The following is a 23,371-nucleotide window of genomic DNA, read 5'->3' as shown; positions in this document are numbered from 1 at the left end:
AATGGGAAGGCATGGATCACCGCCTGCTCGACCGGCTCCGGGACCTCCACGGCTCCCTGGGCACCGACATCACCTTCGTCACCCGGATGGTCGAGGACGACGTGCCGCGCGCCGACGTCCTCCGTGATCTCGGGGAACGGCTCACCGACCTCGGCGCGGCCCTGCTCCGCCGCTCGGACGACGTCGACGCCGACGTGCTCGCGAAGCTGCCCGAAGACGGCTGGCTGCCCGAAGCGGGCGAGCGCCACCAGGCACTGGTCGTGGCCCACCACGTCGGCGCGCGGCCGTTGCGCTGCGGGCGCATCTATCTCGCCGTCTGCGGCGCGCCGTGCTTTCCCTTCTACGGCAGGGACCCCTCCGGCCGGACGGCGCGGCACGAGCGGTGCCGGACCTGCGGGGACCGCCTGTTCCGGTGACGGCGGCTGCGAGCGGCGGCAGGGTGCGGCAGGGTGAGGTGATCGCGGAGGGAGCGCCCATGAGCACCGAGAAGCTGTTCCGGATCGCCATCACCCTGAAGGGGCTCGATGGCGCCTTGCAGCTGGTGGGCGGGCTCGTCCTGATGGTCGTCCCGGCGTCGGTGATCACCGGTTTCGCGCACGCCGTGGTCACCCGGGACCTGCTCGGCGACCCCGAGGGGGCGCTGGCCCGGCACCTCGAACTCGCGGCCGGTCACTTCGTCGAGGGCCGGACGTTCGCCGTCGTGTACCTCGTCGCGCACGGGCTCATCAAGCTCGGCCTGGTCTGGGCGCTGGCGCGCAAGGTGATGCGCGCCTACCCCGTGGCCGCCGTCGTGCTCTCGGCATTCGTGGTCTACGAGGTCTTCCGCGCGATCCACACACACTCGCTCGCGCTGCCGTTCTTCGCCGCCCTCGACGTGGTGATCGTCGTGCTGGTCCTGCGCGAGTACCGGCAACTCAAAAGGGATCGCGTCGCGGCCTGACCGCCCGGTTCAGGCCGCGACGCGAAACTTTTCCGTGGTGAGATCCGCGCTGGGCGGATCCACCACGATCGCGGTGGCGTTGTCGGAGCCACCGAGCGAGATCGCCGTCCGCACCAGCTCCGTGGCCGCCCCGCCCGGCATCCCGAGGATGCCGAGCATGGTCGGCCCGTCGAGCGTCTTGTGCACGCCGTCGCTGGTGAGCAGAAGCCCTCCGGTCGTGACGGTGGCCGTGTCGATCTCGTGAGTACCGGCCGTGCGGACGCTGGTGGTGACGACGTGTTCCATCCGCGGTGTCACGGGTTGGTCGTGGTCGCGGAAGTACTGCGCGAGCGTATGGTCCTTCGTCACCTGCCGCACGGTGTAACCGTCCCAAGCGTACGCCCGGGCGTCCCCGACCCACGCGACGCCATACCCCTCGTCGGTCGGGACGGCCACGACGAGGACGCAGTCACCGGTCCCGCCGAGCTCTAGAACAGCCCTCTGAGCAGCTAAAACAGCCGCGACGGCGCCCTGCTCGACCGGCGTCCGGGCCGCCGCCGAAGCCGCCGTTCGCGCCGCGTGTGCCGCTTTCGGGTGATCTCCGACTCCATCGGCCAGTGCGAACACGATTCCCGCCCCGCCCGCCGCCGCGTACGCCCCGACGGCGTCCGCGTTGTGCTTGCGCGGCCCCTGCGCGCTCGCCGTGTGCCAGTGTGGAAGTTCCCTCATGGTCTTCTCCTCACCCCTGGGTGATCGCCTGCTTCCAGCGTCCGCCTGTTTCCTGTGTGGCGGCTGAGGGGTTCGTGATAACCGGCTGTCGGTCGGGTCTCGTGAGTGGCTAGGACGGTTAGAACCGCCCTAGCCACTCACGAGACCCGAAGCACTACCGCGGGCGTGTGCGCTACCGCAGGCGCGTGATCAACGTCCGCAGCCAGCTCTCCGCCATCGCGGGTTCGCTCCGCAGGTGCCGCACCAGCAGGTCCCGCGCGGCCCTCGAACGCCCCGCTTCGACGATCGCGACCGCCTCGGCCAGCCCGCGCAGCCGCGGCTCCGAATGCTCCGGCGCGCTGCCGTTCTCGTCCGACCAGCGCGGCCGCGGGAAGGAGGCGGTGAGTTTGGCCTGCACGTCGCCGAAGTAGTGCCAGACCGGCCAGTCGAGCGAGATGTTCCGGACGCCGTTCGCGGGCAGTTCGGCGGGCCAGCCGAAGTGCTGTTGCCAGCGGAACGCCGACGGGTCCGTGTCTTCGCGGATGGTGATCCCGAGGAACCGGAGCCTGCTTCGGATGACGCTCCAGGCCTCACGTTCGTCGTCGATCCAGTCCCGCAGCACCTCGTACAGCTCGGTGAACGTCTGTCCTGTGTAGACGAGGTCGACGAAGACCTTCGGCCGTCCGCGCGCCAGGTCGTGCGGGCTCAGCCCCGCCGCGGTGAGATTGGCGCGCAGCCGGGCGACGTCGTCGGCCGTCAGGCTTCCGCGGATGCCCGCGAACGACAGCGGCAGCTGGTGGATCCGTTCCCGCCACGGCGTTCCGCTCAGCAGGTCGTACACGCTGTCAGCCGAGCGCCCGACGAAGTACAGGTCCGCGTCACCGGCGCGGGCGATCACCTTCGCGGCGCATTCGATCAGCTCGTCCAGGAACCACAGCGACGGTTTTCCGGCGCGTTCCACCAGCGTCCCGAGCTGGTCGGGGCGCACGAGGTCCCAGCGGTACGGCCGATTCACGCCGTCCAGGATTCCCGTGCGCCCCAACGTTTGTCGAAGCATTTTCAGGAAAGCAGGTGGTACACCGTCTGCTCGCCGACCGTGGTGGCGGTGAAGTTCGCCGCGACCCATTCGGAGATCTCGTTCGAGCCGCCACCGGGGCCACCGCCGCGGCCGCCTTCGACGTAGTAGGTGATGTCGCCGTCGGCCACGTACTGCTGGAATTCGGCCAGGGTCGGCGCCGGATCCGAGCCGCTCCAGCCGCCGATGCCGATCACCGACTTCCCGCTCGCGAGTTCCAGGCTCGCCGCCGACTGCGAACTCGACGTCGCCGCCGCCCACTTCGTCGTGGTCGCGGCCAGCGCGGCCCCGATCTCGGCGGACGAGCCCTCTTCTTCCATGCCCGGCCCGCCCATGCCGCGATCACCGCCGGTGGCGGGGCCGGACGTCGGGATCGAGCCGGAATGCGCTTGAGAAGCGGTTTCGACGGCGTACGCGGCAGTGCCGAGGCCGACGGTCAGCACGGCGACCGTCGCGACGACGGCGACGAGTTTGCGCAGCGGCGGCACACCCACCAGCACGACGGTCGCGGTCACCAGGCCGAGCCCCGCGATGATCCAGCGCAGCGCGGGCAGCCAGTCGGCGTCGCGGTCCAGCAGGATGCAGGCCCAGACCGCGCCGGCCGCGATCATCAGCGACAGGAACACCCTCGGCGCGAGATGTGCCCGGCCGCGCCACAACGAGGTCCCGGAGATCGCCACCACGGCGGCGATCGACGGCGCCAGCGCGACGGCGTAGTACGGGTGCACGATGCCGCCCATGTAGCTGAACACCAGCGCGGTGACGAGCATCCAGCCACCCCAGACGATCAGCGCGGCCCTCGTCCGGTCGGTCCCGGCGGCCCGCCGGGTGAACCACAGCCCCGCGACCAGCCCGATCAGCGCGGCGGGCAGCAGCCACGACACCTCGCCGCCGAAACTGGCGCCGAACATCCGGGTCAGGCCGCTTTCGCCGCCGAAGCCGACGTTCCCGCCCATACCCCCGCCCGTGGTCTCGACCATGCCCCCACCCGTGGTCCCGACCACCATGGTTCCGCCGCCCCCACCGCGGCCTCCGCCGAAGATCCGGCCGAGCCCGTTGTAGCCCAGTGCCAGTTCGAGCAGGCTGTCGTCGGTCGAACCGCCGATGTACGGCCGTGAGCTTGTCGGCCACAGGTCGACCAGCGCGATGAACCAGCCTGCCGAGACCACCACCGAAACGACCGCGGCGAGCAGGTGGAGCAAGCGTTTGCCCAGTGACGCCGGCGCGGCGATGAGGTAGGCGAGGCCGAACGCGGGCAGCACCAGGAACGCCTGCATCATCTTGGTCAGGAAGCCGAACCCGATGGCGACACCGGCGAAGACCAGCCAGCGCGGACTCGCCTTTTCGATCGCGCGGATCGTGCAGTACGCGCCGGCGATCAGCAGCAGCGTCAGCAGCGCGTCCGGGTTGTTGAACTTGAACATCAGCGCGGCGACCGGGGTGAGCGCGAACGCCGCCCCGGCGAACAGGCCGGCGACCGGCCCGGAGGTCCGCTTGACCGTCAGGTACAGCAGACCCACCGAAGCGACCCCCATCAGCGCCTGCGGGGCCAGCACGGTGAAGCTGGAGAAGCCGAAGATCCGGGCGAACGCCGTCGTGACCCAGAGCGCGGCCGGTGGCTTGTCGACGGTCAGCACGTTCCCGGCGTCGAGGGAGCCGAACAGCCACGCCTTCCAGTCCTGCGTGCCGGACTGCACCGCCGCGGCGTAGAACGAGTTGCCGTAGCCGGAGGCGGTCAGGTTCCAGAAGTACAGCAGCGCGGTGGCGGCGAGCAGGCCGAAGACCGCGGGACGGACCCAGCGGCCCGGCGGCTTCGCGACGTCTTCCTCGACGGGGCGGGGCTCCACCCGGGAAGCGAGTGCGGTGGTCATGGGGTCAGCTCTCCATTTCGGTGGCGGGCCGGCGGCGGGACGAGCGGAAGACCCAGCCGCGCAGCAACAGGAATCGCAGAACGGTGGCCGTGAGGTTCGCGAGCACGAGCACGGTGGTTTCGAGCGGCAGTCCGGGTGCCGTCATGGTGTGCAGCAGCGCCAGCGCGCCGCTGGTGAGCGCGAGCCCGAGGCCGAACACGATGAGGCCCTGGAACTGGTGCAGCCCGGCGCCTTCCTTGCCGCGGATGCCGAAGGTCAGGCGCCGGTTGAGCGCGGTGTTGCCGATCGCCGTCACGAGCAGTGCGACGAAGTTCGCCACCTGGGCGCCGGTGAACGTCCGCAGCAGCAGGAAAAGCACGAGGTAGGCGACGGTGCTGGCGACGCCGACAGCGGCGAACCGCACCAGTTGCCGCACGAGGCTAGGCGCCACTCCCGGTGCCTGTACTTGGATCGGCGCGCGGCCGAGCTGTTCGCGCAGGCCGCTGATCGGGATCCTGCCGGTCATCGTCGCCTTGGTCAGCCGCGCGATGCCTTTGAGATCGGCTGTCGCGGTGGCGACGATGTTCACCGACGAGTCCGGGTCGTCCACCCAGTCCACCGGGACCTCGTGGATCCGCAGTCGGGCCTTTTGCGCCAGCACCAGCAATTCGGTGTCGAAGAACCAGCCGGTGTCCTGGATGTGGGGGAGCAGCCGCTCGGCGACGTCGGCGCGGATCGCCTTGAACCCGCATTGCGCGTCGCTGAACCTCGCCGCCAGCGTGCCGCGCAGGATCAGGTTGTAGCAGCGGGAAATGAACTCTCGCTTCGGTCCGCGCACCACCCGCGCGCCGCGGGCGAGCCTGCTGCCGATGGCGAGGTCGGAGTGCCCGGACAGCAGCGGCGCGACAAGGGGGCCGAGCGCGGCCAGATCGGTCGAAAGGTCGACGTCCATGTAGGCCAGCACCGGAGCGTCCGAAGTGGACCAGACGGCGTGCAATGCCCGGCCGCGCCCTTTTTCTTCGAGGTGGCGGACTTCGACGTCCTCGAACTCGCGGCTCAGCCGTTCGGCGACGCGCAGGGTGCCGTCAGTGCTGGCGTTGTCCGCGACGGTGATCCGGAACGGGTACGGGAACTGCTCGACGAGGTACGCGTGCAGCCGTCGGATGCACGGTTCGAGGTCGGTTTCCTCGTTGTAGACCGGGATGACGACGTCGAGAACGGCCGTGCCGGTCGGGGCGATGGCGGGGCGGCGGCCGGTTTCGGCGCCGGAGAGGATCGCGGCTGTCATAGCGTCAATCTCGGCCATCGCGCTGAGGCCGGCTTGTGCCGGAGCTGTGCCGTCGCTGTGTTCTGTCACGGGATTCACCGGCTCAGGTCGTAGACGGTGACATCGTCCACAGTGGTCGGTGTGTAGTTCTCCGCGACCCATTCGGCGACCCATTCGGCGATCCGCTCGGCGGCGTCACTGCCGGTCTCCCCGCGCATCATCATGCCGTCGCCGAGGAAGTAGTGGATCTGTCCACTTCGGACGTACTCCTGGAACTGTTCCAGGGTGGGAGCCGGGTCCGTGCCGTTGAACCCGCCGACGGCCATCACCGGCGCCCCGCCGCCGAGCTGGTAGCCCGCCGCGTTGTTGGAGCCCACGGTCGCGGCCGTCCACGTGTAGTCAGCACTGTCCTTTCCCAGGAGAGCGGCGAGGTTGGCGCCGGGCAAGCTGGTGTCGAGCAGTCCTCCACCCGGTCCGCCGCGGACGATCTGCCCGCCTTGCCCGCCGATGACGAGGCCGCCGCCACCCGGACCCATGCCGCGTCCGGTCGCCGGACCCGCCGACGGCAGCGCGCCGGAATGCGGGACGGCCGCTGTCGCGACCGTGTACGCGCCGGTGCCCGCGAGAACGGTGACCAGTGCGCCGACGGCGACCAGACGCCTTGCCGCATAAGGCAATCGTGCGGCGAAGAAGACCAGGAACGCGCACAGGAGACCGGCCACGAGGATCGCGATCGCCAGTCCGGGAAGCCAGTCGGATTGGCGCGAGAGCAGGAGATACGACGTCAGCGCGGTCAGCCCGATCCCGGCGCTCAAGGCACCCGCGGCGGCCGGATTCCCCCTTGCCCGCCACAACTGCGTGCCCGCGATGCCGACGAGCCCGGCGATCGCCGGGGCGAGCGCGATCATGTAGTACGCGTGGATGATGCCGCCCATGTAGCTGAACACCACGGCGGTCACCAGAAACCAGCCGCCCCACACGATCAGCGCCGCCCGGCCGCGATCGGTGCGCGGGGCGCGGCGGGTGAACCACAGCCCGGCGCCCAGCGCGATGACGGCGGCGGGGAGCAGCCAGGCGATCCCGCCCGCCATCTCGCTGCCGAACAACCGGTCCCAGCCGGTACCGCCCCAGCCGCCGTTGCCGCCTCCGCCGACACTGCCGACCTCGTCACCGGTGATGCGGCCGAAACCGTTGTAGCCGAAGACGAGTTCCCACAGGCTGTTCTCCTGCGAGCCACCGATGTACGGCCGGTCGGCGGCGGGCCACAAGGCCACGACGGCTAGGTACCAGCCCGCCGAGACGATCGTCGCGCTCAGCGCTCCTGCCAGGTGCAGCAGACGGCGTCCCACCGACGTCGGCGCGGCGATCAGGTAGGCGAGTCCGAACGCGGGCAGCACCAGGAACGCCTGCAGCATCTTGGCGAGGAAGCCGAATCCGACGGCGACCCCGGCCAGCGCCAGCCAGCGCGGGCTCGCCTTCTCCAGGGCGCGGACGACGCAATAGGCGCCGGCCACCAGGAGCAGGACGAGCAGGGCGTCGGGGTTGTTGAACCGGAACATCAACGCGGCGGCCGGGGTGAGCGCGAGGACGGCGCCCGCCAGCAGACCCGCGGCCGGGCCGGACGTCCGGCGCACCGCGGCGAAAAGCAGGGCGACCGAACCGACACCCATCAGCGCCTGCGGTACGAGGATGCTCCAGGCGTTGACGCCGAACAGGCGCGCGGAAAGGCTCATCACCCACAACGCGGCGGGTGTCTTGTCGACCGTGATCGCGTTCGCGGCGTCGCTGGAGCCGAAGAACAACGCCTTCCAGCTCAGCGATCCGGCCTGGGCCGCCGCCGAGTAGAAGGCGTTGGCCCAGCCGGATCCGCCGAGGTTCCACAGATAGAGGACGGCGGTCGCGAGCAGAAGCGCGGCGAGGGAGGGCCGGACCCAGCGCGGGTCGGAGGGCCTGCCTCGGGCGGGTGGAGCGGCTTGATCGGCTTCGTCGCGGGAGGCGAGGAGGGTCATGGGCTCAGCGTCGGATCTCGACCTGGGGTGGGGTTGTGCCGAAGCTGTGCACCCGCTGTGAGGATCCGATCACGGGGAGATGGACGGCGAACTCGGTGTGCCCGGGACGGCTGTGCACCTCGATCGTGCCGTGATGGGCCACGACGATGGCCGACGCGATCGCCATGCCGAGCCCGGTGCTGCCCGCGATCCGCGACCGCGAGGAGTCTCCGCGGGCGAAGCGTTCGAACACGCTCGGCAGGAGTTCGGGCGCGATACCGGGCCCGTCGTCGGTGACGGTCAGCACCGCCGCCCCGGTGCGGGAGCGGCCCAGTTCGGTGATCACCGTGGTGCCCGGCGGGGTGTGCGTGCGCGCGTTGGACAGCAGGTTCGCCAGCACCTGGTGCAGACGCTGGACGTCGCCGCGGACCAGCACGGGTTCTCGGGGGAGACGCAGTTCCCAGCGGTGTCCGGGACCGGCGACGTGCGCGTCCCCGACGGCGTCCGCGGTCAGCCGGGTGAGATCGGCCTCGCCCGCTTCGAGCGGCCGTCCGGCGTCGAGCCTCGCCAGCAGAAGGAGATCCTCGACCAGGGTGGTCATCCGGGCGGCCTCGGACTGGATCCGCGACATCGAACGCGCGACCTCGGGCGGGACCAGCGCGCTGCCGCGGCCGGCGAGTTCGGCGTATCCGCGGATCGCCGAGAGCGGGGTGCGGAGTTCGTGGCTCGCGTCCGCGACGAACCGGCGGACGCGGGTCTCACTGGCCTGCCGCGCTTCCAGCGCCTGCGCGATATGCCCGAGCATGTGATTCAGCGCCGAACCGACCTGGCCGACCTCGGTCCGCGGATCGGTGTCGATCTCGGGCACCCGCACGGAAAGCGCGACCTGGCCGCGGTCGAGCCGCATCGCCGACACGCGGCCCGCCGTCGCCGCGACCCGGTCGAGCGGCCGCAACGTGCGCCGGACCGCGAACGCGCCGAGGAACCCGGCGCCGGCGACGCCCGCCGCCGCGACCCCGAACAGGATCCACCCGACCGTGGCCAAGGTGTCCTGCACCGGTTCGAGCGGGAGTCCGGTCACGACCACGCCGCCGGGGATCGAGACGGCCTGCAGCCGGTAGTCGCCGAGCTCCCCGAGCGCGAGCGACGTCGGCGGCGTGTCGGCCGGAACGGACCGCAACCGCGTCTCCTGCTCAGCCGACAGACCCTCGGGAAGTCCTTTGACCGAAAGGAATCCGGCGTAGAGCACCTTGTCGCCGGTGAAGCGGACGCTCAGCGTCCCCGACGCCTGGCCCGGCGCGTCGAGCGGGTCGGGGCCGAAACCGGGCAGACCGTCCGGCGGCCGGTTCGCGTAGTCGTGGGCGCGGGCCGACGCGGCCGAGAGCTGGCCGTCGATCTGGCCGGTGAGGAACGACCGCAGCGCTATTTCGCTGGCGACGCCGATCACCAGGCAGACGAAGGCGAGCAACAGCACCATCGAGCCGGTCAGTTTGGCGCGCAGCGAAAGCCGCCCGGGCCGGGACCACCGGCGCGGGCCGGGGGTCGGGACCGAACCGGGTGCCATGCCCTCGAGCGTGCGCCGAGGTCGTAGGTGCGCGTTGTGTCCCGCCTGTGAGTCCGCTGTGTGCTGGGGGTCTGTTTGCGTGGGTCACAGAAAGGTCTGACGGCGGGCACAGGCCCGGCACAGCCGCGGTGCGGACGGTGGTGGCTAACGACGAGACCACAGGAGCCGAAGACCATGAACGAAACCACGCCGTCCACTCCAGTCACTCCGTCCACTTCGGACTGGGGCGCTCCGGCGCCCGCTCGGGGCGGCAAACGCAAGGCCGTCATCGCCGGTGGCGCCGCGGCTGTCCTCGCCCTCGGTGGCGGCGCGGCGATCTGGGCCGCGAGTTCGTCGGCCGACGCCGATGTCGCCTCCGCCGCGCCGGGCGGTGGGGCGGGGATGGGCGGACCCGGCGGCTCCCGTGCCCTTCTCGGCGAGTACGTCGTCTCGGACGGCAACGGCGGCTACACCACGCAGCTCACGCAGACCGGGAAGGTGACCGAACTGAGCGCGACGTCGCTGACCGCGGTGAGCGACGACGGGTTCAGCAAGGTCTACACGATCGACTCGTCGGTGGTGACCGGCGTCGCGACCGGGGACACGGTCAGCGTGGTCGCCACGACCTCGGGCACGACCGCGACCGCGCAGTCGGTGCGGGAGTCGACGGGGGAGGACCAGGGGCCGCCGCAAGACGGCGGTTCCGGAGGGACGCCGCCGGGCCAGTGACCGGGGTGCCTTCGCGACGATGGAGGATTGGGGACGCCCAGTGTCCGCAACCCTCCACCGTCGCTCGCGAGGCACCGAGAACTCTCCGCGGCCATGCGCCCAATGTGGCATTGGGGACGCCCAGTGTCCCCAATGCCACATTGGGCGCACCACTCACGCGCAGCGGCTGTGTGAATCGCCCCGGGTTCGGCTCCGACTCCGCGGTCGTGACACCCGGCCGCGCACCCCCATCGGTCTCGGCCTGCCGCACCCACCGGCGCAACGACTCGGCCGACACCCCCACCTTCGCCGCGATCGACGTGATCGCCTCCCACTGCGACGAATACGCCCCTACCTGCTCAAACACCAACGCAACCGCACGCTCACGCACCTCACGCGGATGCCTCGAAGACCGGCCCATAACTCCATCCTCACTCACACGATGGAGCCTCCATCAAACCCGGGGCGGTTCAGTGACCGCTGTGGCTCCTGGTGCGCCTGGGGCAAACGTGGCGTGGACCAAGACTCCCTGCCGAGAAGCCGCAAGTAGGCGACTAAACGCGAAAGAGCGACCTCAGCGGTCGTAGTCCACTCTCAGCTCGTCCGAAGTCGCCACCGCCCGGCAGGTCAGGATCCGCCCGGCCGCGACCTCCTCGTCCCCGAGCGCGTAGTGCACGTCCATCCGCGCGCTGCCGCGCACCACCGTCGCCCGGCACGTCCCGCAAGCCCCGCCGATGCACGCGTACGGCGCGTCGACGCCGTGTCTCAGCGCGGCGCTGAGGACGGTTTCGCCGTCCGTCGCGGGGACTTCGGCGGTCTTCCCGCCCGCCGTCACGGTCAGCACCGGGCCCGGCCGCCGCGAGGGGCGGACGGGAAGCGCGCCCTGAAACAGCTCGAAGTGGACGTTCTCTTCGGGGACGTCCCGGTCCGCCAGCGTCCGGCGGGCCATGTCGACGAGGTCGCGCGGGCCGCACAGGAACCAGTCGTCCACCTTCGCCGGATGCAGCCGGGCCTGCAGCAGCGCGCGGAGGCGGGTGCTGTCGAGACGGCCGCGCTGGTAGCGCTCGTGCGAGATCGCCAGCGCCTCGCCGACGATGTCGAACGGCTTCTCGAGCCGCGGCGTGCGCAGGTCCGGGTCGCGTTCGTCGGTGCGGTAGTGCACGACGTGCAGCCGCCCGCCCAGTTGCGCGGCGAGGACGCCCAGTTCGGCGGCGAACATCGTGCTGGCGCCGGAGGTGTTGATGTACAGCAGGGTCGCCTTGCTGTTCGGCTCGTCCCGCAAGGTCGCGGTCAGGATCGACAGGATCGGCGTGATCCCGCTCCCGGCGGCGAGCGCGACGTACCGGCCGGAGCGGCCCCGCGCCGGAGTTAGCGTGAACATTCCGTCAGGGGGCAGCACGTCCAGTACGTCGCCCGCGGCGAGCTCCCTGGTGGCGAATGTCGAGAACGCGCCGCCGAGCTGGTGCTTGATCGCGATCCGCAGCACCCCCGAGTCCGGCGTCGAGCAGATCGAGTAGGCGCGGCGCACCTCTTCCCCGTCGACCTCCGCGCGGATGACGAGATGCTGGCCGGGGGTGAACCGGAAGGTCTCCCGCAGCCGTTCCGGCACCTCGAACGTCACGGTGACGGCGCCCTCGCACAGCGGCAGGACGTCGGAGACCCGCAGCGAGTGGAACAGGCTCGGCTGCCGGGGCTGGGGAGCGGGCGGGTCCTCGCCGAACGAACCGGTGAGCTGCCGCCACTCGCGGTACTCCGTCGACGTCAGCTCGCGGCCCCACGCCGTCGCGATCGGGACGTCCCTGGCGAGGTAGGCGTCGCGGTTGTCCCGCCACGCGCGCAGGTACCGGTAGAACGGGATCGCCGGGTGGAGATGGTGCACCAGGTGGTAGTTCTGGCACAGCATGATCGGCGTCATCAGCCATTCGAGGCCGACGCGGACGCGGGTGGCGCCGAACCGGTTCTGCCGCTGCTCGCCGAGGTCGTGATGCGGGAGCCAGTCGAACCACCAGGCCAGCACGGCCAGGCCGATGCGCTGCGGGATCAGGTAGACCACCAGCAGTTCCCAGCCGTGACCGGTCGTGGTCAGCCAGGCGAACGCGGCGAGGCTCAGCGAGAGCACGGCGGCGGACTCGATCCGCTCCGACGGCGGCCGGGTGCGCTGCCGCGCCACGTAGAAGCGGGCGTACCAGAAGTCGATGGTCAGCCAGCGCAGCGGCAACTGCCACCACGGGCCGTGCGCGGTCCAGGCGTCCGGATCGGTGTAGGCGTCCTCGTTGGTGTTGCGGTGGTGCTCAAGATGGATGTAGCGCACCAGGGGGAAGGAGCCGTAGCCGGCCACGAACGGCATCGCGAGCCTGCCGAGCAGTTCGTTGACCCAGGTGAGCTGCCCGGCCGCGTGATGTGTCGACTCGTGCAGCACGGTGAACATCGTGAAGGTGACGAGCGCGTGCAGGGGAATGGTCACCCAGAGCGGCGCGGCTTCGTTGACCACCAGCCAGGTGGCGCCTGTCCAGACCATGGCGCCGCCGGTGAACAGCAGCACCGTCGGCACCGAGACCACCGGCAGCGGGATCCGCGGGTTGGGCACCCCGCGTCTCAGCTTTCTCGCGGGTATTTCCCCCGTGTCCTCGGACCGGGATACGGCGACGGTCATCGATCGTTCCCCTCGGTCGATGCTACCGGGACAAGCTGTCACACCGTAGACAACTGGTACTGGTTTGTAAACTTCATCTGACTGACGAAATGCCACGTCACGGCGCCCGATGGTGAGCTGTGGCACGCATCCGTGTCCAGGGAAGGGCCGCTTCGTAACAGAGACGAACCGAAAACTGGTCCGATCGGGTGGTCAGGGTCCGGTTCGCCGGACGGCTCTCGAAAGCTGTGATCGGCGGGGGAGGACGCGGGGATGGCCCCGGGCCCAGCGCGATGAAGGACACGGCCTAGACTCGGACGGCCCGGTCTGCAAGCTGGCCAGGGCACATCCGCTGTCGACCGCTGCGGATGCTCAATCACATCGTTTACCGCTCGAGGAGAATACGTTGAAGAGCACCGTCGAGCAGCTCAGCCCGACGCGAGTCAAGATCAATGTCGAGGTGCCGTTCGACGAGCTCAAGCCGAACTTCGACCGCGCCTACCGCAAGATCGCCCAGCAGGTGCGCATCCCCGGCTTCCGCCCGGGCAAGGCGCCGGCTCGCGTGCTGGAAAGCCGGATCGGGCGAGCCCCGGTGCTCGACGAGGTCGTCAACGAGGTCATTCCGGCCAAGTACATGGAAGCCGTGCGCGCGGGCGAGGTCCGCACGCTGGGCCAGCCCGAGTTCGAGGTGACCAAGCTGGAGGACCGTGAGGTTCTCGAGTTCACCGCCGAAGTCGACATCCGCCCGGAGATCTCGCTGCCCGACCTCGAAGGCTTCGCTGTCAGCGTCGACGACGTCGAACTGACCGACGCCGAGATCGACGAGCAGCTCGACGAGCTGCGCGCCCGCTTCGGCACCCTGACCGGTGTCGAGCGCGCCGCCGAGAACGGCGACTTCGTCTCGATCGACCTCGCGGCCACCGTCGACGGTCAGGAGGTCGAGGAGGCCTCGACCACCGGCCTGTCCTACGAGATCGGCTCCGGCCAGCTCGTGGACGGCATCGACGAGGCGATCATCGGCGCGAACGCCGGCGAGACCAAGACCTTCACCACGAAGCTGGTCGCCGGCGAGCACGCCGGCAAGGACGCCGACGTCACCGTCACCGTGCAGACCATCAAGCAGCGCGAGCTGCCCGAGGCGGACGACGAGTTCGCCCAGATGGCGAGCGAGTTCGACACGATCGACGAGCTGAAGGGCGACCTTCGCGAGCGTCTCGGCCGCGTCAAGAAGATGCAGCAGGGCGTCCAGGCCCGCGACAAGGTCCTCGAGGAGCTTCTCGAGCGCACCGAGATCGCGATCCCGGAGAAGGTCCTCGAGGCCGAGATCGAGAACCGCAAGCACGACGCGATCCACCCGTTCGACCACGACGAGGCGCAGTTCGCGCAGGCGCTCGAGGCCGAAGGCCGCACCGTCGAAGAGTTCGACACCGAGGTGCGCGAGGAGTCGGAGAAGGCGGTCCGCACGCAGCTGCTGCTGGACACCATCGCCGACGCCGAGCAGACGTCGGTCAACGACGGCGAGCTCACCGAGCGGATCATCTACCAGGCGCAGCGCTTCGGCGTCAGCCCGGACGAGTACGTCCAGCGGGCGCAGCAGTCCGGTCAGCTGACCGCGATCTACGCCGACGTCCGCCGCGGCAAGGCCCTGGCCACCGTGGTCCGCAAGACCACCGTGACCGACGCCTCCGGCTCCGCGGTCGACCTCGAAGAGCTCTTCGGCCCCGCAGCCGAGGAGACGCAGGTCACCGAAGAGACCGCGAAGACTGCGGCCGAATAGGGAATACCCGGTCCGGTCGAAACGGACCGTAAAGCTGTAAGCGAACTTGGGCGGTGTCAGGCATTCTGCACCGCCCAAGTTCGTTAGGGTCGGTTGCAAGATCCTCAGCACCTGGACACAGCATCTGGACATACAAGCGGCGGCCGAGGCACGGCTGGCCGCCGTCGGCGAAAAGGCAGGCAGACGTGACGCAGCACATGCCCGAGGCGCGGACCGGAACCGCGGGGCTCAACCTCACCGACTCGGTCTTCGAGCGGTTGCTCCAGGAGCGCATCGTCGTCCTCGGCTCCGAGGTCAACGACGAGGTCGCGAACCGGATCACCGCCCAGTTGTTGCTGCTCGACGCAGACGACTCCGAGTCGGACATCCGCTTCTACATCAACTCGCCCGGTGGCTCGGTCACCGCGGGTTTCGCGATCTACGACACCATGCAGCTGATCCGCCCGGACGTCGCGACCTACGCGATGGGCCTGGCCGCGTCGATGGGGCAGTTCCTGCTCTCCTCCGGCACGCCCGGCAAGCGGTACGCGCTGCAGCACGCGCGCATCCTCATGCACCAGCCCTCGGCGGGCGTCGGCGGCACGGCCTCCGACATCGCCATCCAGGCCGAGGTGTTCGGCAAGTGGAAGCAGGAGCTCGCCAAGATCACGGCGGAGCAGACCGGCCAGACCGTCGAGCAGATCGTCAAGGACGGCGACCGTGACCGCTGGTTCACCGCGCAGGAGGCGAAGGACTACGGCTTCGTGGATCAGGTCCTCACGCGCGAGAACCCGCTTCCCACCAGCTGATCCGCGCCGGCACACAGGAGAATTCCAATGAGCAACTTCCAGCTTCCGATCGGGTCGCAGGCGCCGGGGATGCAGTCGCGGCTCCAGCTGCCGCAGTCGCGGTACGTCCTGCCCTCGTACGTCGAGCGCACGAGCTACGGCATCAAGGAATCGAACCCGTACAACAAGCTGTACGAAGAGCGTCAGATCATGCTCGGCGTGCAGATCGACGACGCGTCGGCCAACGACGTGATGGTCCAGCTGCTGCACCTCGAGCACGAGGACCCGGACCGCGACATCATGATCCTGATCAACTCGCCCGGTGGCTCGTTCACCGCGCTGATGGCGATCTACGACACGATGCAGTACGTCCGCCCCGACATCGTCACCATGTGCATCGGCCAGGCCGCTTCGGCCGCGGCGGTGCTCCTGGCGGCCGGTACCCCCGGCAAGCGCTTCACGCTGCCGAACTCGCGCGTGCTGATCCACCAGCCCGCCACCGAGGGCACCTATGGCCAGGTGTCGGACCTGGAGATCCAGGCCAACGAGATCCAGCGGGTGCGGCGCCAGATGGAGGTCATCCTGGCGAAGCACACGAACAAGGACGCCGACGAGGTCAAGAAGGATATCGAGCGGGACAAGATCCTGACGGCCGACGAGGCCAAGGCGTACGGGATCGTCGACGAGGTGCTCGAGTACCGCAAGGCTTCGAGCAGCTGATCGTGCCGGGATCCGGTGCGTGTCGGGAGACGACACGCACCGGATCCCTGGTCTAAGGTCAGCTTCTGGCGTGCTGAGATGTGACGCGGGTTCTCCCGCCGATGGCATCGGACGGGTACCGTCAGTGGCAATGTGTGAGGCTCCGAGAGGTCATCCGTGACCGGGGTACGACAGTCAGGCACGACAGTGCAGGCGCAGACACTGCGCCGGAGGGGACGAGGTCAACGGCCATGGCACGGATCGGTGACGGCGGCGACCTGCTGAAATGTTCTTTCTGCGGCAAGAGCCAAAAGCAGGTGAAGAAGCTCATTGCCGGCCCCGGGGTCTACATCTGCGATGAGTGCATCGATCTCTGCAACGAGATCATCGAAGAGGAACTGGCCGAGGCCGGTGAGGTCAAACTCGACGAGCTGCCCAAGCCCGCCGAGATCCACGACTTCCTCGAGCAGTACATCATCGGCCAGGACGACGCGAAGCGTTCGCTGGCCGTGGCGGTGTACAACCACTACAAGCGTGTGCAATCCGACGACAAGGCCGGGCCGAAGGATTCCAAGGACGAGACCGTCGAACTGGCGAAGTCCAACATCCTGATGCTGGGCCCGACGGGCTGCGGCAAGACCTACCTGGCCCAGACGCTGGCGAAGATGCTGAATGTCCCGTTCGCGATCGCGGACGCGACAGCACTCACCGAAGCCGGGTATGTCGGCGAGGACGTCGAGAACATCCTGCTCAAGCTGATCCAGGCGGCGGATTACGACGTCAAGCGGGCCGAGACGGGCATCATCTACATCGACGAGGTCGACAAGATCGCCCGGAAGTCGGAGAACCCGTCGATCACCCGCGACGTGTCCGGTGAGGGTGTGCAGCAGGCGCTGCTGAAGATCCTCGAGGGCACCACGGCGTCGGTGCCGCCGCAGGGCGGCCGCAAGCACCCGCACCAGGAGTTCATCCAGATCGACACGACGAACGTGCTGTTCATCGTGGCCGGCGCGTTCGCCGGGCTGGAAAAGATCATCAACGAGCGGGTCGGCAAGCGCGGCCTCGGTTTCGGCGCGGAGATCCGCACCAAGGCCGAGATCGACGAGAGCGACATCTTCTCCGACACGATGCCGGAGGACCTGATCAAGTTCGGGCTCATCCCGGAGTTCATCGGCCGCCTCCCGGTCGTGGCGACGGTGACGCACCTGGACAAGGACTCGCTGGTCAGCATCTTGACCACGCCGCGCAACGCGCTGGTGAAGCAGTACAAGAAGCTCTTCGAGATGGACAACGTCGAGCTGGAGTTCACCCAGACCGCGCTCGAGGCCATCGCCGACCAAGCCGTGCTCCGCGGCACCGGCGCCCGTGGCCTGCGCGCGATCATGGAAGAGGTCCTGCAGCCGGTCATGTACGACATCCCCAGTCGCGACGACGTCGCGAAGGTCGTCATCACCGAGCAGACGGTCCGCGAGAACGTGAACCCGACGATCGTGGCGCGTCAGCCGACACGTCGTCGCAGCAGCGAGCGCGGCGAGAAGTCCGCCTGAGCGGCGATCTTCGTCACCGATGCCCCGGCCGGATCCTTCCGGACCGGGGCATCGGTTTCTCCGGCCAGGTCCGGCCGGTGACCGGACCGGGATAGGATGCGATGGTGCCGCTGACTTCCACGAAGGACGAGAACGAGGCTCCCGAGCTGGCAGCCGCGAGTCCACGCGAGGTCAGGGGACTCGTCGAACTCACCGAACGCATCGTCCTCGGGGCCTATCGCGGGCATCCGTGGATCCCGCGCGCGCTGACGATCGTGCTCGGCGTGCTGGTCGCGACCTGCCTGGTGGCCGGTGTCGTGCGGCTGTCGCCGCTGCCGCTGATCCCGCTGCCCTTGTTCGCCGGTTCGGCATACGCGCTCATCCGGATCAAGGCCGCGCGGAACGCGGAGGCGAACCGTTCGCTCGTCGCCTGGACCGGATTGTTCACCGCTGCGACGCTCGCCGGGTTCTGGCTGATCTCGATGGCGGGACGCTGGCTCGGCTGAACAGCCGCGCGGACGATTTTCGAAGTTTCCTCCCTTAGCGGGGTTTCAGAACCTCTTCCACGGGGTAAGACGAGTCCGTGACAGTCACCGCGGGCCCCTTCTCCCACGTGGGCTTGCTCTACTCCGGTGACACCGAGTACCTGAACGGTACGGTTCCGTACATCCTCGAAGGCCTGAAACTCGACGAGCCTGTCGCGGTGGCCGTCCCGGGCCGGAATCTGACCCTGATCGAAGCGGCCTTGGGCGATTCCGCCGCCGACGTCGAACTCATCGACATGACCGAAGCGGGCCGCAACCCGGGCCGCATCCTCCCCGGCGTGCTCCTCGCGTTCGCGGACAACCGGCAGGGGCCGGTCCGGATCGTCGGGGAGCCGATCTGGGCCGGCCGGTCGGCCATCGAGTACCCGGCGTGCGCGCAGCACGAGGCGCTGATCAACTTCGCTTTCGGCGACCGTGACCTCGCCATCCTGTGCCCGTACGACCGGACCCGGCTCGAAGACGACGTCCTCGCCGACGTCGAGCGAACCCATCCGACCCTGTCCGGCGCCGACGGTGATCGTCCGAGCGAGGGCTACGCCCCCGACGCTGTCGTCGAGAAGTACAACCTGCCGCTGCCCGAACCGCGGGCGGCCGACGCGTTCCGCTTCGACCTCGCCAGGCTCGCGGCGGTGCGCCACTTCGCGCAGGAGAGGGCCGAGGAGAGCGGGCTGACCCCGGACAGGGTGGAGGATCTCGTGCTCGCCGTGGCGGAGCTGTCCGCCAACAGCGTGCTGCACGGTTCGGGCCACGGCGTGGTCCGCGTCTGGCGTGACGAGGATCACGTGCTCTGCGAGGTCATCGACGAAGGCACGCTGAGCGATCCGCTGGCGGGCCGCCGTCCCGCCTCGCCGGGCCAGATCGGCGGCCGTGGCCTCGTGCTGGTCAACCAGGTCGCCGACCTGGTCCGGCAGTACCGCAGACCGGGGTCGACCGTGACCAGGATCTTCTTCCGCGTCTGACCGCTGTCAGGCGTTCTTCGGCACGTGTTTGCCGAGGAAGGCGATCAGGCTCGGCACGACCGTCCGGTTGAAGGCGTCGCCGTGCTTGCCGCGCGCGGTGTGCGCGACCGTGGGCCGCGCTTCGGAGATGAACTTCCGCACCCCGCCGATGAACGGGTCTTCGGTCCCGCACCAGATCCCGGTCGGCACGCTCTTGGTGACGTCGATGTGGCGCAACGGGTCCAGCGAGCCCCAGTCGGTGGCGTCGCGGAACGCGCGCCGCTTGCTCATCTCCGTCCACGACGTGATCAGGGCGGGCGCGAGCGCCGCGACCGCGGCGGGCGGGCGACGGCGTTCCAGGCGGCGCCGGGTGTAGAGCAGGGCGCCGAAGCCGCCCATCGAAAGCCCGGTGGCGGCGAACGGCAGCCCGTCCCGGCCGCCGAGGCCGCGCGCGGCCAGCCAGCGGGGGACCTCTTCGAGCAGCATCGCCATCGGGTTGTCGCCGGGCTGGTTCTCGTGCCAGTAGTGGTCGCCGCCGTCGACCGCGACGAACCCGAACGGGGGCACCGCCTTGCGGGCGACGTCGCTGCCGAGTTGCTTGAGCAGTCCTGTCGGGGCGGCGTGCCGCGCGGTGCCGTGGAGACCGTGCAGCATCAGCGACATCGGCAGGCCCTTGGGCGGTGCCTTGGTCGGCAGCATCAGCACGAGGTCGACCTCGCGGCCGCGGGCTTCGGAGTAGACGCGTTCGACGCGGGGGCTGCCCAGCTGGGTGGCAGGGGTCGGCGAAGCGACGCCGAGTGCCCGCTGAAGTGCTTCGCTGAACGGCAGGGCTCCGGTGGCCGTTCCGGCGGCGAGCCCCGCGACACCGAGTCCGGAAGCGCCGGCGATCAGCACGGAACGACGGCTCAGCCAACGGCGGGCGCCTTGCACCCCCGGCAGCGTCGCGTGCCCCTGGTCGTCGTCGTTCACCCGTCCCCGTTCCCCCGTTGATCTTCTACCAGGTCAGACGTGCGCTCTCGCTCGAAGGTTGCACGTGTCACCGACCTGTGACCGGGGTATCGCCGGATCAGGTGCCGATGTTTCCCTCTTTCGCGCGCCAGGCGTCGACCGAGACCCGCGCGGACCGCGTCGCGGCCTCGAAAGTGTCGCCGAGGCCCACCCCGAGCGCGGTGGCCAGGGGAATCAAGATGTGGTCCACACCATTCTCGCCGTCGCCGAAGTGACCGGCGACCTCCAGCGTGATGTAGCCGTGCACGGCGCTCCAGAGCTGGGCGGCGACGGCGAACTCCGGGGCGGGACGGAACCGGCCCGCTTCGATCAGCCGGTTCGCGGCGCGGACGAGGTAGCCGAAGGCCTCGATGCCCTCTTCGCTGGCGTTCTGGCGGGTTTCCTCGTTGGTCATGTCGCCCAGCGCCGCCTTCTGCCCGTTGGGCTGGCTCTGGCCGAACGTGACCGCGTAGAGCTGAGGGTTGTCCACCACGGTCCGCCGGTAGGCCAGCGCCAGGGTGAGGAGGTCGGCAGCCGGGTCCTCGGTCTCCTCGACCTTGCCCAGATTCGCCGACAGCCGCCGGAATCCCTCGCGCGCGACCTCGTCCACCAGCGCGCCCATCCCACCGAAGTGGGTGTACACGGCCATGGTCGACGCGCCGATCTCGGCGGCCAGCTTGCGGGCCTGGAGCGCCTCCGGGCCGCCGTCCGAGAGGAGCCGGATCGCCGCCTCGATCAGCTTGGCCTTGACCTCGGCGGCAGCGGGTTTCGGTGACATGCTTGCCAGTGTCCCATAACCCTGTTATAAATGTATCCATAACCACGTTATAGTCACCGATCCAGGGGGCCAGTGATGGGCAACAAGTTCCTCGAGGGCAACTTCGCCCCCGTCCGCCGTGAGCAAACGATCACCGAACTGCGCGTCACCGGGCACATCCCGGACTACCTGGACGGGCGCTATCTGCGGAACGGCCCGAACCCGCTGTCCGAAGTGGACCCGGAGACCTACCACTGGTTCATGGGCGACGGCATGGTGCACGGCGTCCGGCTGCGCGACGGCCGCGCCGAGTGGTACCGCAACCGCTGGGTGCGCAACCCCCGGCTCGCGCAGGACCTCGGCGAGCACTGGGACGGCGGGCCCGCTTCCATGGGGGCCAACACGAACGTGATCGGCCACGCCGGCAAGACGCTCGCGCTGATCGAGGGCGGCGCGACGAGCTTCGAACTGACCGACGAACTCGACACCGTCGGCGCCTGCGACTTCGACGGCACGCTCCCCGGCGGCTACACCGCCCACCCGAAGCGTGATCCGGAGACCGGCGAACTGCACGCCGTGTCGTACTTCTTCGGCTGGGGCAACAAGGTCCAGTACTCGGTGATCGACGCACAGGGCCGCGCGCGGCGCACCGTCGACGTCGAGGTCACCGGTTCGCCGATGATGCACGACTTCTCCCTGACCGAGAAGTACGTCATCTTCTACGACCTCCCGGTCACGTTCGAGACCGAACAGGCCGTCGCCGCGTCCGTCCCGTCGTTCCTGCGCACGCCCGCGCGGCTCGTGGTGTCCGCGCTGGTGGGCAAGGTGAAGGTGCCGGATCCCCTCAGTGCGAAGCTGCGGCAGCGGATCTCGGGCAACTCGGGCCTGCCGTACCGCTGGAACCCCCGGTACCCGGCGCGGATCGGCGTCATGCCGCGGGAGGGCGGCAACGGCGACGTCCGCTGGTTCGAGATCGAGCCGTGCTACGTGTTCCACCCGATGAACGCCTACGACGACGGCGACGACATCGTGCTGGACGTCGTCCGGCACCCGAAGATGTTCGACACCGAGCTTCTCGGGCCCGCCGAGGGGCCGCCGACCCTGGATCGCTGGACGATCGACCTGGCCGTCGGCAAGGTCGTCGAGGAACGCCTCGACGACCAGGGCCAGGAGTTCCCACGCGTCGACGAGCGACTGGTCGGGCGGCCGCACCGCTTCGGCTACTCGGTGTCCACAAAGGATGGCTCGGCGTCCTCGGGTGCCCTGCTCAAGCACGACCTGTGGAAGCGTTCGGTCGCGTCGAGGGAGTTCGGCGCGGGCAGCCAGGTGGGGGAGTTCGTGTTCGTCCCGTCCTCAGTGGACGCGGGCGAGGACGAAGGCGTGCTGATGGGTTTCGTCTACGATCCCGCGACGCAGAAGAGCGATCTGACCATTTTGGACGCGGGGACGCTGGAGACCGTCGGCGCGGTGCACCTGCCGGACCGCGTGCCCAACGGGTTCCACGGGAACTGGGTGGGCACGGAGGGCTGAAGGGGGTCGTGAGTGGCAGGGACGGTTAGAACCGTCCCTGCCACTCACGAGGTTTCTTGCCGCTCATGAGGCTGGGCACCCGCTGTTCGCGCTTCTGCTGCTTCGGTTGTCTGCTGCTTCGGGTGTCGCGAAAGCCACTTTCGGGACACCCGACGTCTCGAAAGTGGCTTTCGCGACGCTGGGCGCTGCCGGGGCGCGCCGGGTGCAGGGGGGTCGTGAGTGGCGTTTCGGGTTATTTGAGGGGTAAGGCAAAGGTGTCGGGTCGACGAGGGCGCGTGTTGTTACTCAGGGTGAGGGGTGTGTGGAAATAGGGACGCTCGACGTCCCTATTTCCACACGCCCTCCCTGTCCGACTGTCGTGACCGGTCCGGTCACGGCAGGACTGTGTGGATTTCTGGTCATCCAACGCACCAAAATCCACACAGTCGACGCCACAGGCCCGGTGTCGCGCAGAGTCACCGACACCGTCCACAAACACGCCAGGTTTGCCTTACCCCCTCAATAACCCGAATCGCCACTCACGACCACCTCGACCCACTCCGTGCCGCCGCCCGTCCACTTGAAGTACGTGAAGGACCCCTTCACACGTGGCTGGTGTGACTCCTGGTGCGTGTGGGGCAGGTGTGGCGGCCCGCAAGTCCGCGCCCAGAATCCCTCCAGCCCGAATCGCCACTCACGCCAGGCCGCGGCACTCACTCCAGCCAGGGCGCCAGGTCTTCCGCCGCCCCCGGAAACTCCGCCACCAAAGCAGCCGCGGACCGAAACTCCACACAGTCGTCCGTATAAGGCGGCACCACCACGGTCCCGACCAGACTCCACTCACCGGTACTCACCGACGCCTGCCAGACCCCGGCGGGCACCCCCACCTGCGGACGTTGCCCGGCCTCGACGTCCGGCCCCAGCACCGGCCGTGAGATCCGCCCGTCCGGATACAGCAGCAGCATCCGCACCGGCGCACCGGCGTGGTGGGCGTAGATCTCCAGCCGGTCCAGCCGGTGCGGCGCCGAGGTTTCCGGCGGAGCGAGCAGGTAGTAGATCGCGGAGGCGGTCTCGTCGCGCCAGCTCTGCGCCCAGCGACCGCCCTCCACGGGCAACGGCTGGAGACCCAGATGGGCGGCGAAGTCGTCAGGGCTCGGCATGTCCTCATCTTGCCCG

20 protein-coding genes and 1 pseudogene are annotated in these 23,371 nt (G+C 69.3%); 10 read left to right on the top strand and 11 right to left on the bottom strand.

Annotated elements, in window-relative coordinates; translation table 11 throughout:
* The first annotated feature begins 11 nt into the window (after nucleotides 1–11).
* Nucleotides 12–416, top strand: coding sequence for a hypothetical protein (locus ACZ6YV_RS22880; protein ID WP_465511547.1), 405 nt, complete (start codon nucleotides 12–14; stop codon nucleotides 414–416).
* A gap of 59 nt (nucleotides 417–475) precedes the next feature.
* Complete coding sequence (locus ACZ6YV_RS22875; RefSeq protein WP_465511546.1) at nucleotides 476–940, top strand: DUF2127 domain-containing protein; 465 nt, start codon at nucleotides 476–478, stop codon at nucleotides 938–940.
* A 9-nt stretch (nucleotides 941–949) separates the two neighbouring features.
* Here ACZ6YV_RS22875 and ACZ6YV_RS22870 read toward each other — a convergent pair whose 3' ends face one another.
* From ACZ6YV_RS22870 to ACZ6YV_RS22845, 6 genes are all read right to left on the bottom strand, one after another.
* Nucleotides 950–1,648: a PP2C family protein-serine/threonine phosphatase gene (locus ACZ6YV_RS22870; RefSeq protein WP_465511545.1), complete on the bottom strand. Its 699-nt coding sequence runs from the start codon at nucleotides 1,646–1,648 to the stop codon at nucleotides 950–952.
* 172 nt (nucleotides 1,649–1,820) lie between these two features.
* Nucleotides 1,821–2,642, bottom strand: coding sequence for a hypothetical protein (locus ACZ6YV_RS22865; protein WP_465511544.1), 822 nt, complete (start codon nucleotides 2,640–2,642; stop codon nucleotides 1,821–1,823).
* 44 nt (nucleotides 2,643–2,686) lie between these two features.
* Entirely contained in the window at nucleotides 2,687–4,573 is a 1,887-nt protein-coding gene (locus ACZ6YV_RS22860; protein WP_465511543.1) for a glycosyltransferase family 39 protein, read from the bottom strand.
* A gap of 4 nt (nucleotides 4,574–4,577) precedes the next feature.
* The gene (locus ACZ6YV_RS22855) at nucleotides 4,578–5,840 is read right to left on the bottom strand and encodes a bifunctional glycosyltransferase family 2/GtrA family protein (protein WP_465511542.1); all 1,263 of its coding nucleotides are present in this window, start codon (nucleotides 5,838–5,840) and stop codon (nucleotides 4,578–4,580) included.
* A gap of 74 nt (nucleotides 5,841–5,914) precedes the next feature.
* Nucleotides 5,915–7,828 (bottom strand): glycosyltransferase family 39 protein, encoded by a 1,914-nt coding sequence (locus tag ACZ6YV_RS22850; RefSeq protein ID WP_465511541.1) that lies wholly within the window; start codon nucleotides 7,826–7,828, stop codon nucleotides 5,915–5,917.
* A gap of 4 nt (nucleotides 7,829–7,832) precedes the next feature.
* Entirely contained in the window at nucleotides 7,833–9,371 is a 1,539-nt protein-coding gene (locus tag ACZ6YV_RS22845) for a sensor histidine kinase (protein ID WP_465511540.1), read from the bottom strand.
* A 174-nt stretch (nucleotides 9,372–9,545) separates the two neighbouring features.
* Here ACZ6YV_RS22845 and ACZ6YV_RS22840 point away from each other — a divergent pair, with 174 nt between their 5' ends.
* On the top strand, nucleotides 9,546–10,079 hold the full coding sequence (locus ACZ6YV_RS22840) for a hypothetical protein (protein ID WP_465511539.1): 534 nt from the start codon (nucleotides 9,546–9,548) through the stop codon (nucleotides 10,077–10,079).
* A 190-nt stretch (nucleotides 10,080–10,269) separates the two neighbouring features.
* Here the strand turns inward: ACZ6YV_RS22840 and ACZ6YV_RS22835 are convergent.
* A pseudogene (locus ACZ6YV_RS22835) lies at nucleotides 10,270–10,479 on the bottom strand (transposase); the annotation flags it as partial.
* 153 nt (nucleotides 10,480–10,632) lie between these two features.
* Nucleotides 10,633–12,645 (bottom strand): fatty acid desaturase, encoded by a 2,013-nt coding sequence (locus ACZ6YV_RS22830; protein ID WP_465511606.1) that lies wholly within the window; start codon nucleotides 12,643–12,645, stop codon nucleotides 10,633–10,635.
* Between the two features lie 451 nt (nucleotides 12,646–13,096).
* Between ACZ6YV_RS22830 and tig the strand changes: the two genes are divergently transcribed.
* The 6 genes from tig to ACZ6YV_RS22800 all read left to right on the top strand — a co-directional run bounded on the left by tig (nucleotide 13,097) and on the right by ACZ6YV_RS22800 (nucleotide 18,963).
* Nucleotides 13,097–14,467 (top strand): trigger factor, encoded by a 1,371-nt coding sequence (gene tig / locus ACZ6YV_RS22825; RefSeq protein WP_465511538.1) that lies wholly within the window; start codon nucleotides 13,097–13,099, stop codon nucleotides 14,465–14,467.
* Between the two features lie 185 nt (nucleotides 14,468–14,652).
* Nucleotides 14,653–15,255 (top strand): ClpP family protease, encoded by a 603-nt coding sequence (locus tag ACZ6YV_RS22820; protein WP_026466638.1) that lies wholly within the window; start codon nucleotides 14,653–14,655, stop codon nucleotides 15,253–15,255.
* Between the two features lie 27 nt (nucleotides 15,256–15,282).
* Nucleotides 15,283–15,954 (top strand): ATP-dependent Clp protease proteolytic subunit, encoded by a 672-nt coding sequence (locus ACZ6YV_RS22815; protein WP_016332354.1) that lies wholly within the window; start codon nucleotides 15,283–15,285, stop codon nucleotides 15,952–15,954.
* Between the two features lie 230 nt (nucleotides 15,955–16,184).
* Complete coding sequence (clpX, locus tag ACZ6YV_RS22810; protein ID WP_465511537.1) at nucleotides 16,185–17,480, top strand: ATP-dependent Clp protease ATP-binding subunit ClpX; 1,296 nt, start codon at nucleotides 16,185–16,187, stop codon at nucleotides 17,478–17,480.
* Nucleotides 17,481–17,581: 101 nt separating this feature from the next.
* The gene (locus ACZ6YV_RS22805) at nucleotides 17,582–17,965 is read left to right on the top strand and encodes a hypothetical protein (RefSeq protein ID WP_465511536.1); all 384 of its coding nucleotides are present in this window, start codon (nucleotides 17,582–17,584) and stop codon (nucleotides 17,963–17,965) included.
* Nucleotides 17,966–18,042: 77 nt separating this feature from the next.
* Nucleotides 18,043–18,963, top strand: a complete 921-nt coding sequence (locus ACZ6YV_RS22800) for an anti-sigma factor RsbA family regulatory protein (RefSeq protein ID WP_465511535.1) — start codon at nucleotides 18,043–18,045, stop codon at nucleotides 18,961–18,963.
* Between the two features lie 6 nt (nucleotides 18,964–18,969).
* Here the strand turns inward: ACZ6YV_RS22800 and ACZ6YV_RS22795 are convergent, their stop codons facing one another.
* On the bottom strand, nucleotides 18,970–19,911 hold the full coding sequence (locus tag ACZ6YV_RS22795; protein ID WP_465511534.1) for an alpha/beta hydrolase-fold protein: 942 nt from the start codon (nucleotides 19,909–19,911) through the stop codon (nucleotides 18,970–18,972).
* A gap of 97 nt (nucleotides 19,912–20,008) precedes the next feature.
* Complete coding sequence (locus ACZ6YV_RS22790) at nucleotides 20,009–20,707, bottom strand: TetR/AcrR family transcriptional regulator (RefSeq protein ID WP_465511533.1); 699 nt, start codon at nucleotides 20,705–20,707, stop codon at nucleotides 20,009–20,011.
* Between the two features lie 75 nt (nucleotides 20,708–20,782).
* Here ACZ6YV_RS22790 and ACZ6YV_RS22785 point away from each other — a divergent pair, with 75 nt between their 5' ends.
* Nucleotides 20,783–22,216 carry a carotenoid oxygenase family protein gene (locus ACZ6YV_RS22785; RefSeq protein WP_465511532.1) on the top strand — a complete coding sequence of 478 codons (1,434 nt, stop codon included), beginning with the start codon at nucleotides 20,783–20,785 and terminating at the stop codon, nucleotides 22,214–22,216.
* Between the two features lie 692 nt (nucleotides 22,217–22,908).
* Here ACZ6YV_RS22785 and ACZ6YV_RS22780 read toward each other — a convergent pair.
* Nucleotides 22,909–23,355: a cupin domain-containing protein gene (locus ACZ6YV_RS22780; RefSeq protein WP_465511531.1), complete on the bottom strand. Its 447-nt coding sequence runs from the start codon at nucleotides 23,353–23,355 to the stop codon at nucleotides 22,909–22,911.
* Between the last annotated feature and the right edge of the window lie 16 nt (nucleotides 23,356–23,371).

The organism is Amycolatopsis sp. NPDC102522, from assembly GCF_055584485.1.
Note: the sequence above shows the minus strand (reverse complement) of the source record. Positions and strands in the feature narration are given on the sequence as shown.

Bases quoted from the DNA above. Each gene is read 5' to 3' on its own strand.
- ACZ6YV_RS22805 (WP_465511536.1), top strand. From the start codon at position 17,582: ATGGTGCCGCTGACTTCCACGAAGGACGAGAACGAGGCTCCCGAGCTG.
- ACZ6YV_RS22785 (WP_465511532.1), top strand. From the start codon at position 20,783: ATGGGCAACAAGTTCCTCGAGGGCAACTTCGCCCCCGTCCGCCGTGAG.
- ACZ6YV_RS22860 (WP_465511543.1), bottom strand. From the start codon at position 4,573: ATGACCACCGCACTCGCTTCCCGGGTGGAGCCCCGCCCCGTCGAGGAA.
- ACZ6YV_RS22870 (WP_465511545.1), bottom strand. From the start codon at position 1,648: ATGAGGGAACTTCCACACTGGCACACGGCGAGCGCGCAGGGGCCGCGC.
- ACZ6YV_RS22780 (WP_465511531.1), bottom strand. From the start codon at position 23,355: ATGCCGAGCCCTGACGACTTCGCCGCCCATCTGGGTCTCCAGCCGTTG.
- ACZ6YV_RS22790 (WP_465511533.1), bottom strand. From the start codon at position 20,707: ATGTCACCGAAACCCGCTGCCGCCGAGGTCAAGGCCAAGCTGATCGAG.
- clpX (WP_465511537.1), top strand. From the start codon at position 16,185: ATGGCACGGATCGGTGACGGCGGCGACCTGCTGAAATGTTCTTTCTGC.
- ACZ6YV_RS22855 (WP_465511542.1), bottom strand. From the start codon at position 5,840: ATGACAGCCGCGATCCTCTCCGGCGCCGAAACCGGCCGCCGCCCCGCC.
- ACZ6YV_RS22880 (WP_465511547.1), top strand. From the start codon at position 12: ATGGATCACCGCCTGCTCGACCGGCTCCGGGACCTCCACGGCTCCCTG.
- ACZ6YV_RS22845 (WP_465511540.1), bottom strand. From the start codon at position 9,371: ATGGCACCCGGTTCGGTCCCGACCCCCGGCCCGCGCCGGTGGTCCCGG.
- ACZ6YV_RS22815 (WP_016332354.1), top strand. From the start codon at position 15,283: ATGAGCAACTTCCAGCTTCCGATCGGGTCGCAGGCGCCGGGGATGCAG.
- ACZ6YV_RS22840 (WP_465511539.1), top strand. From the start codon at position 9,546: ATGAACGAAACCACGCCGTCCACTCCAGTCACTCCGTCCACTTCGGAC.
- ACZ6YV_RS22850 (WP_465511541.1), bottom strand. From the start codon at position 7,828: ATGACCCTCCTCGCCTCCCGCGACGAAGCCGATCAAGCCGCTCCACCC.
- ACZ6YV_RS22875 (WP_465511546.1), top strand. From the start codon at position 476: ATGAGCACCGAGAAGCTGTTCCGGATCGCCATCACCCTGAAGGGGCTC.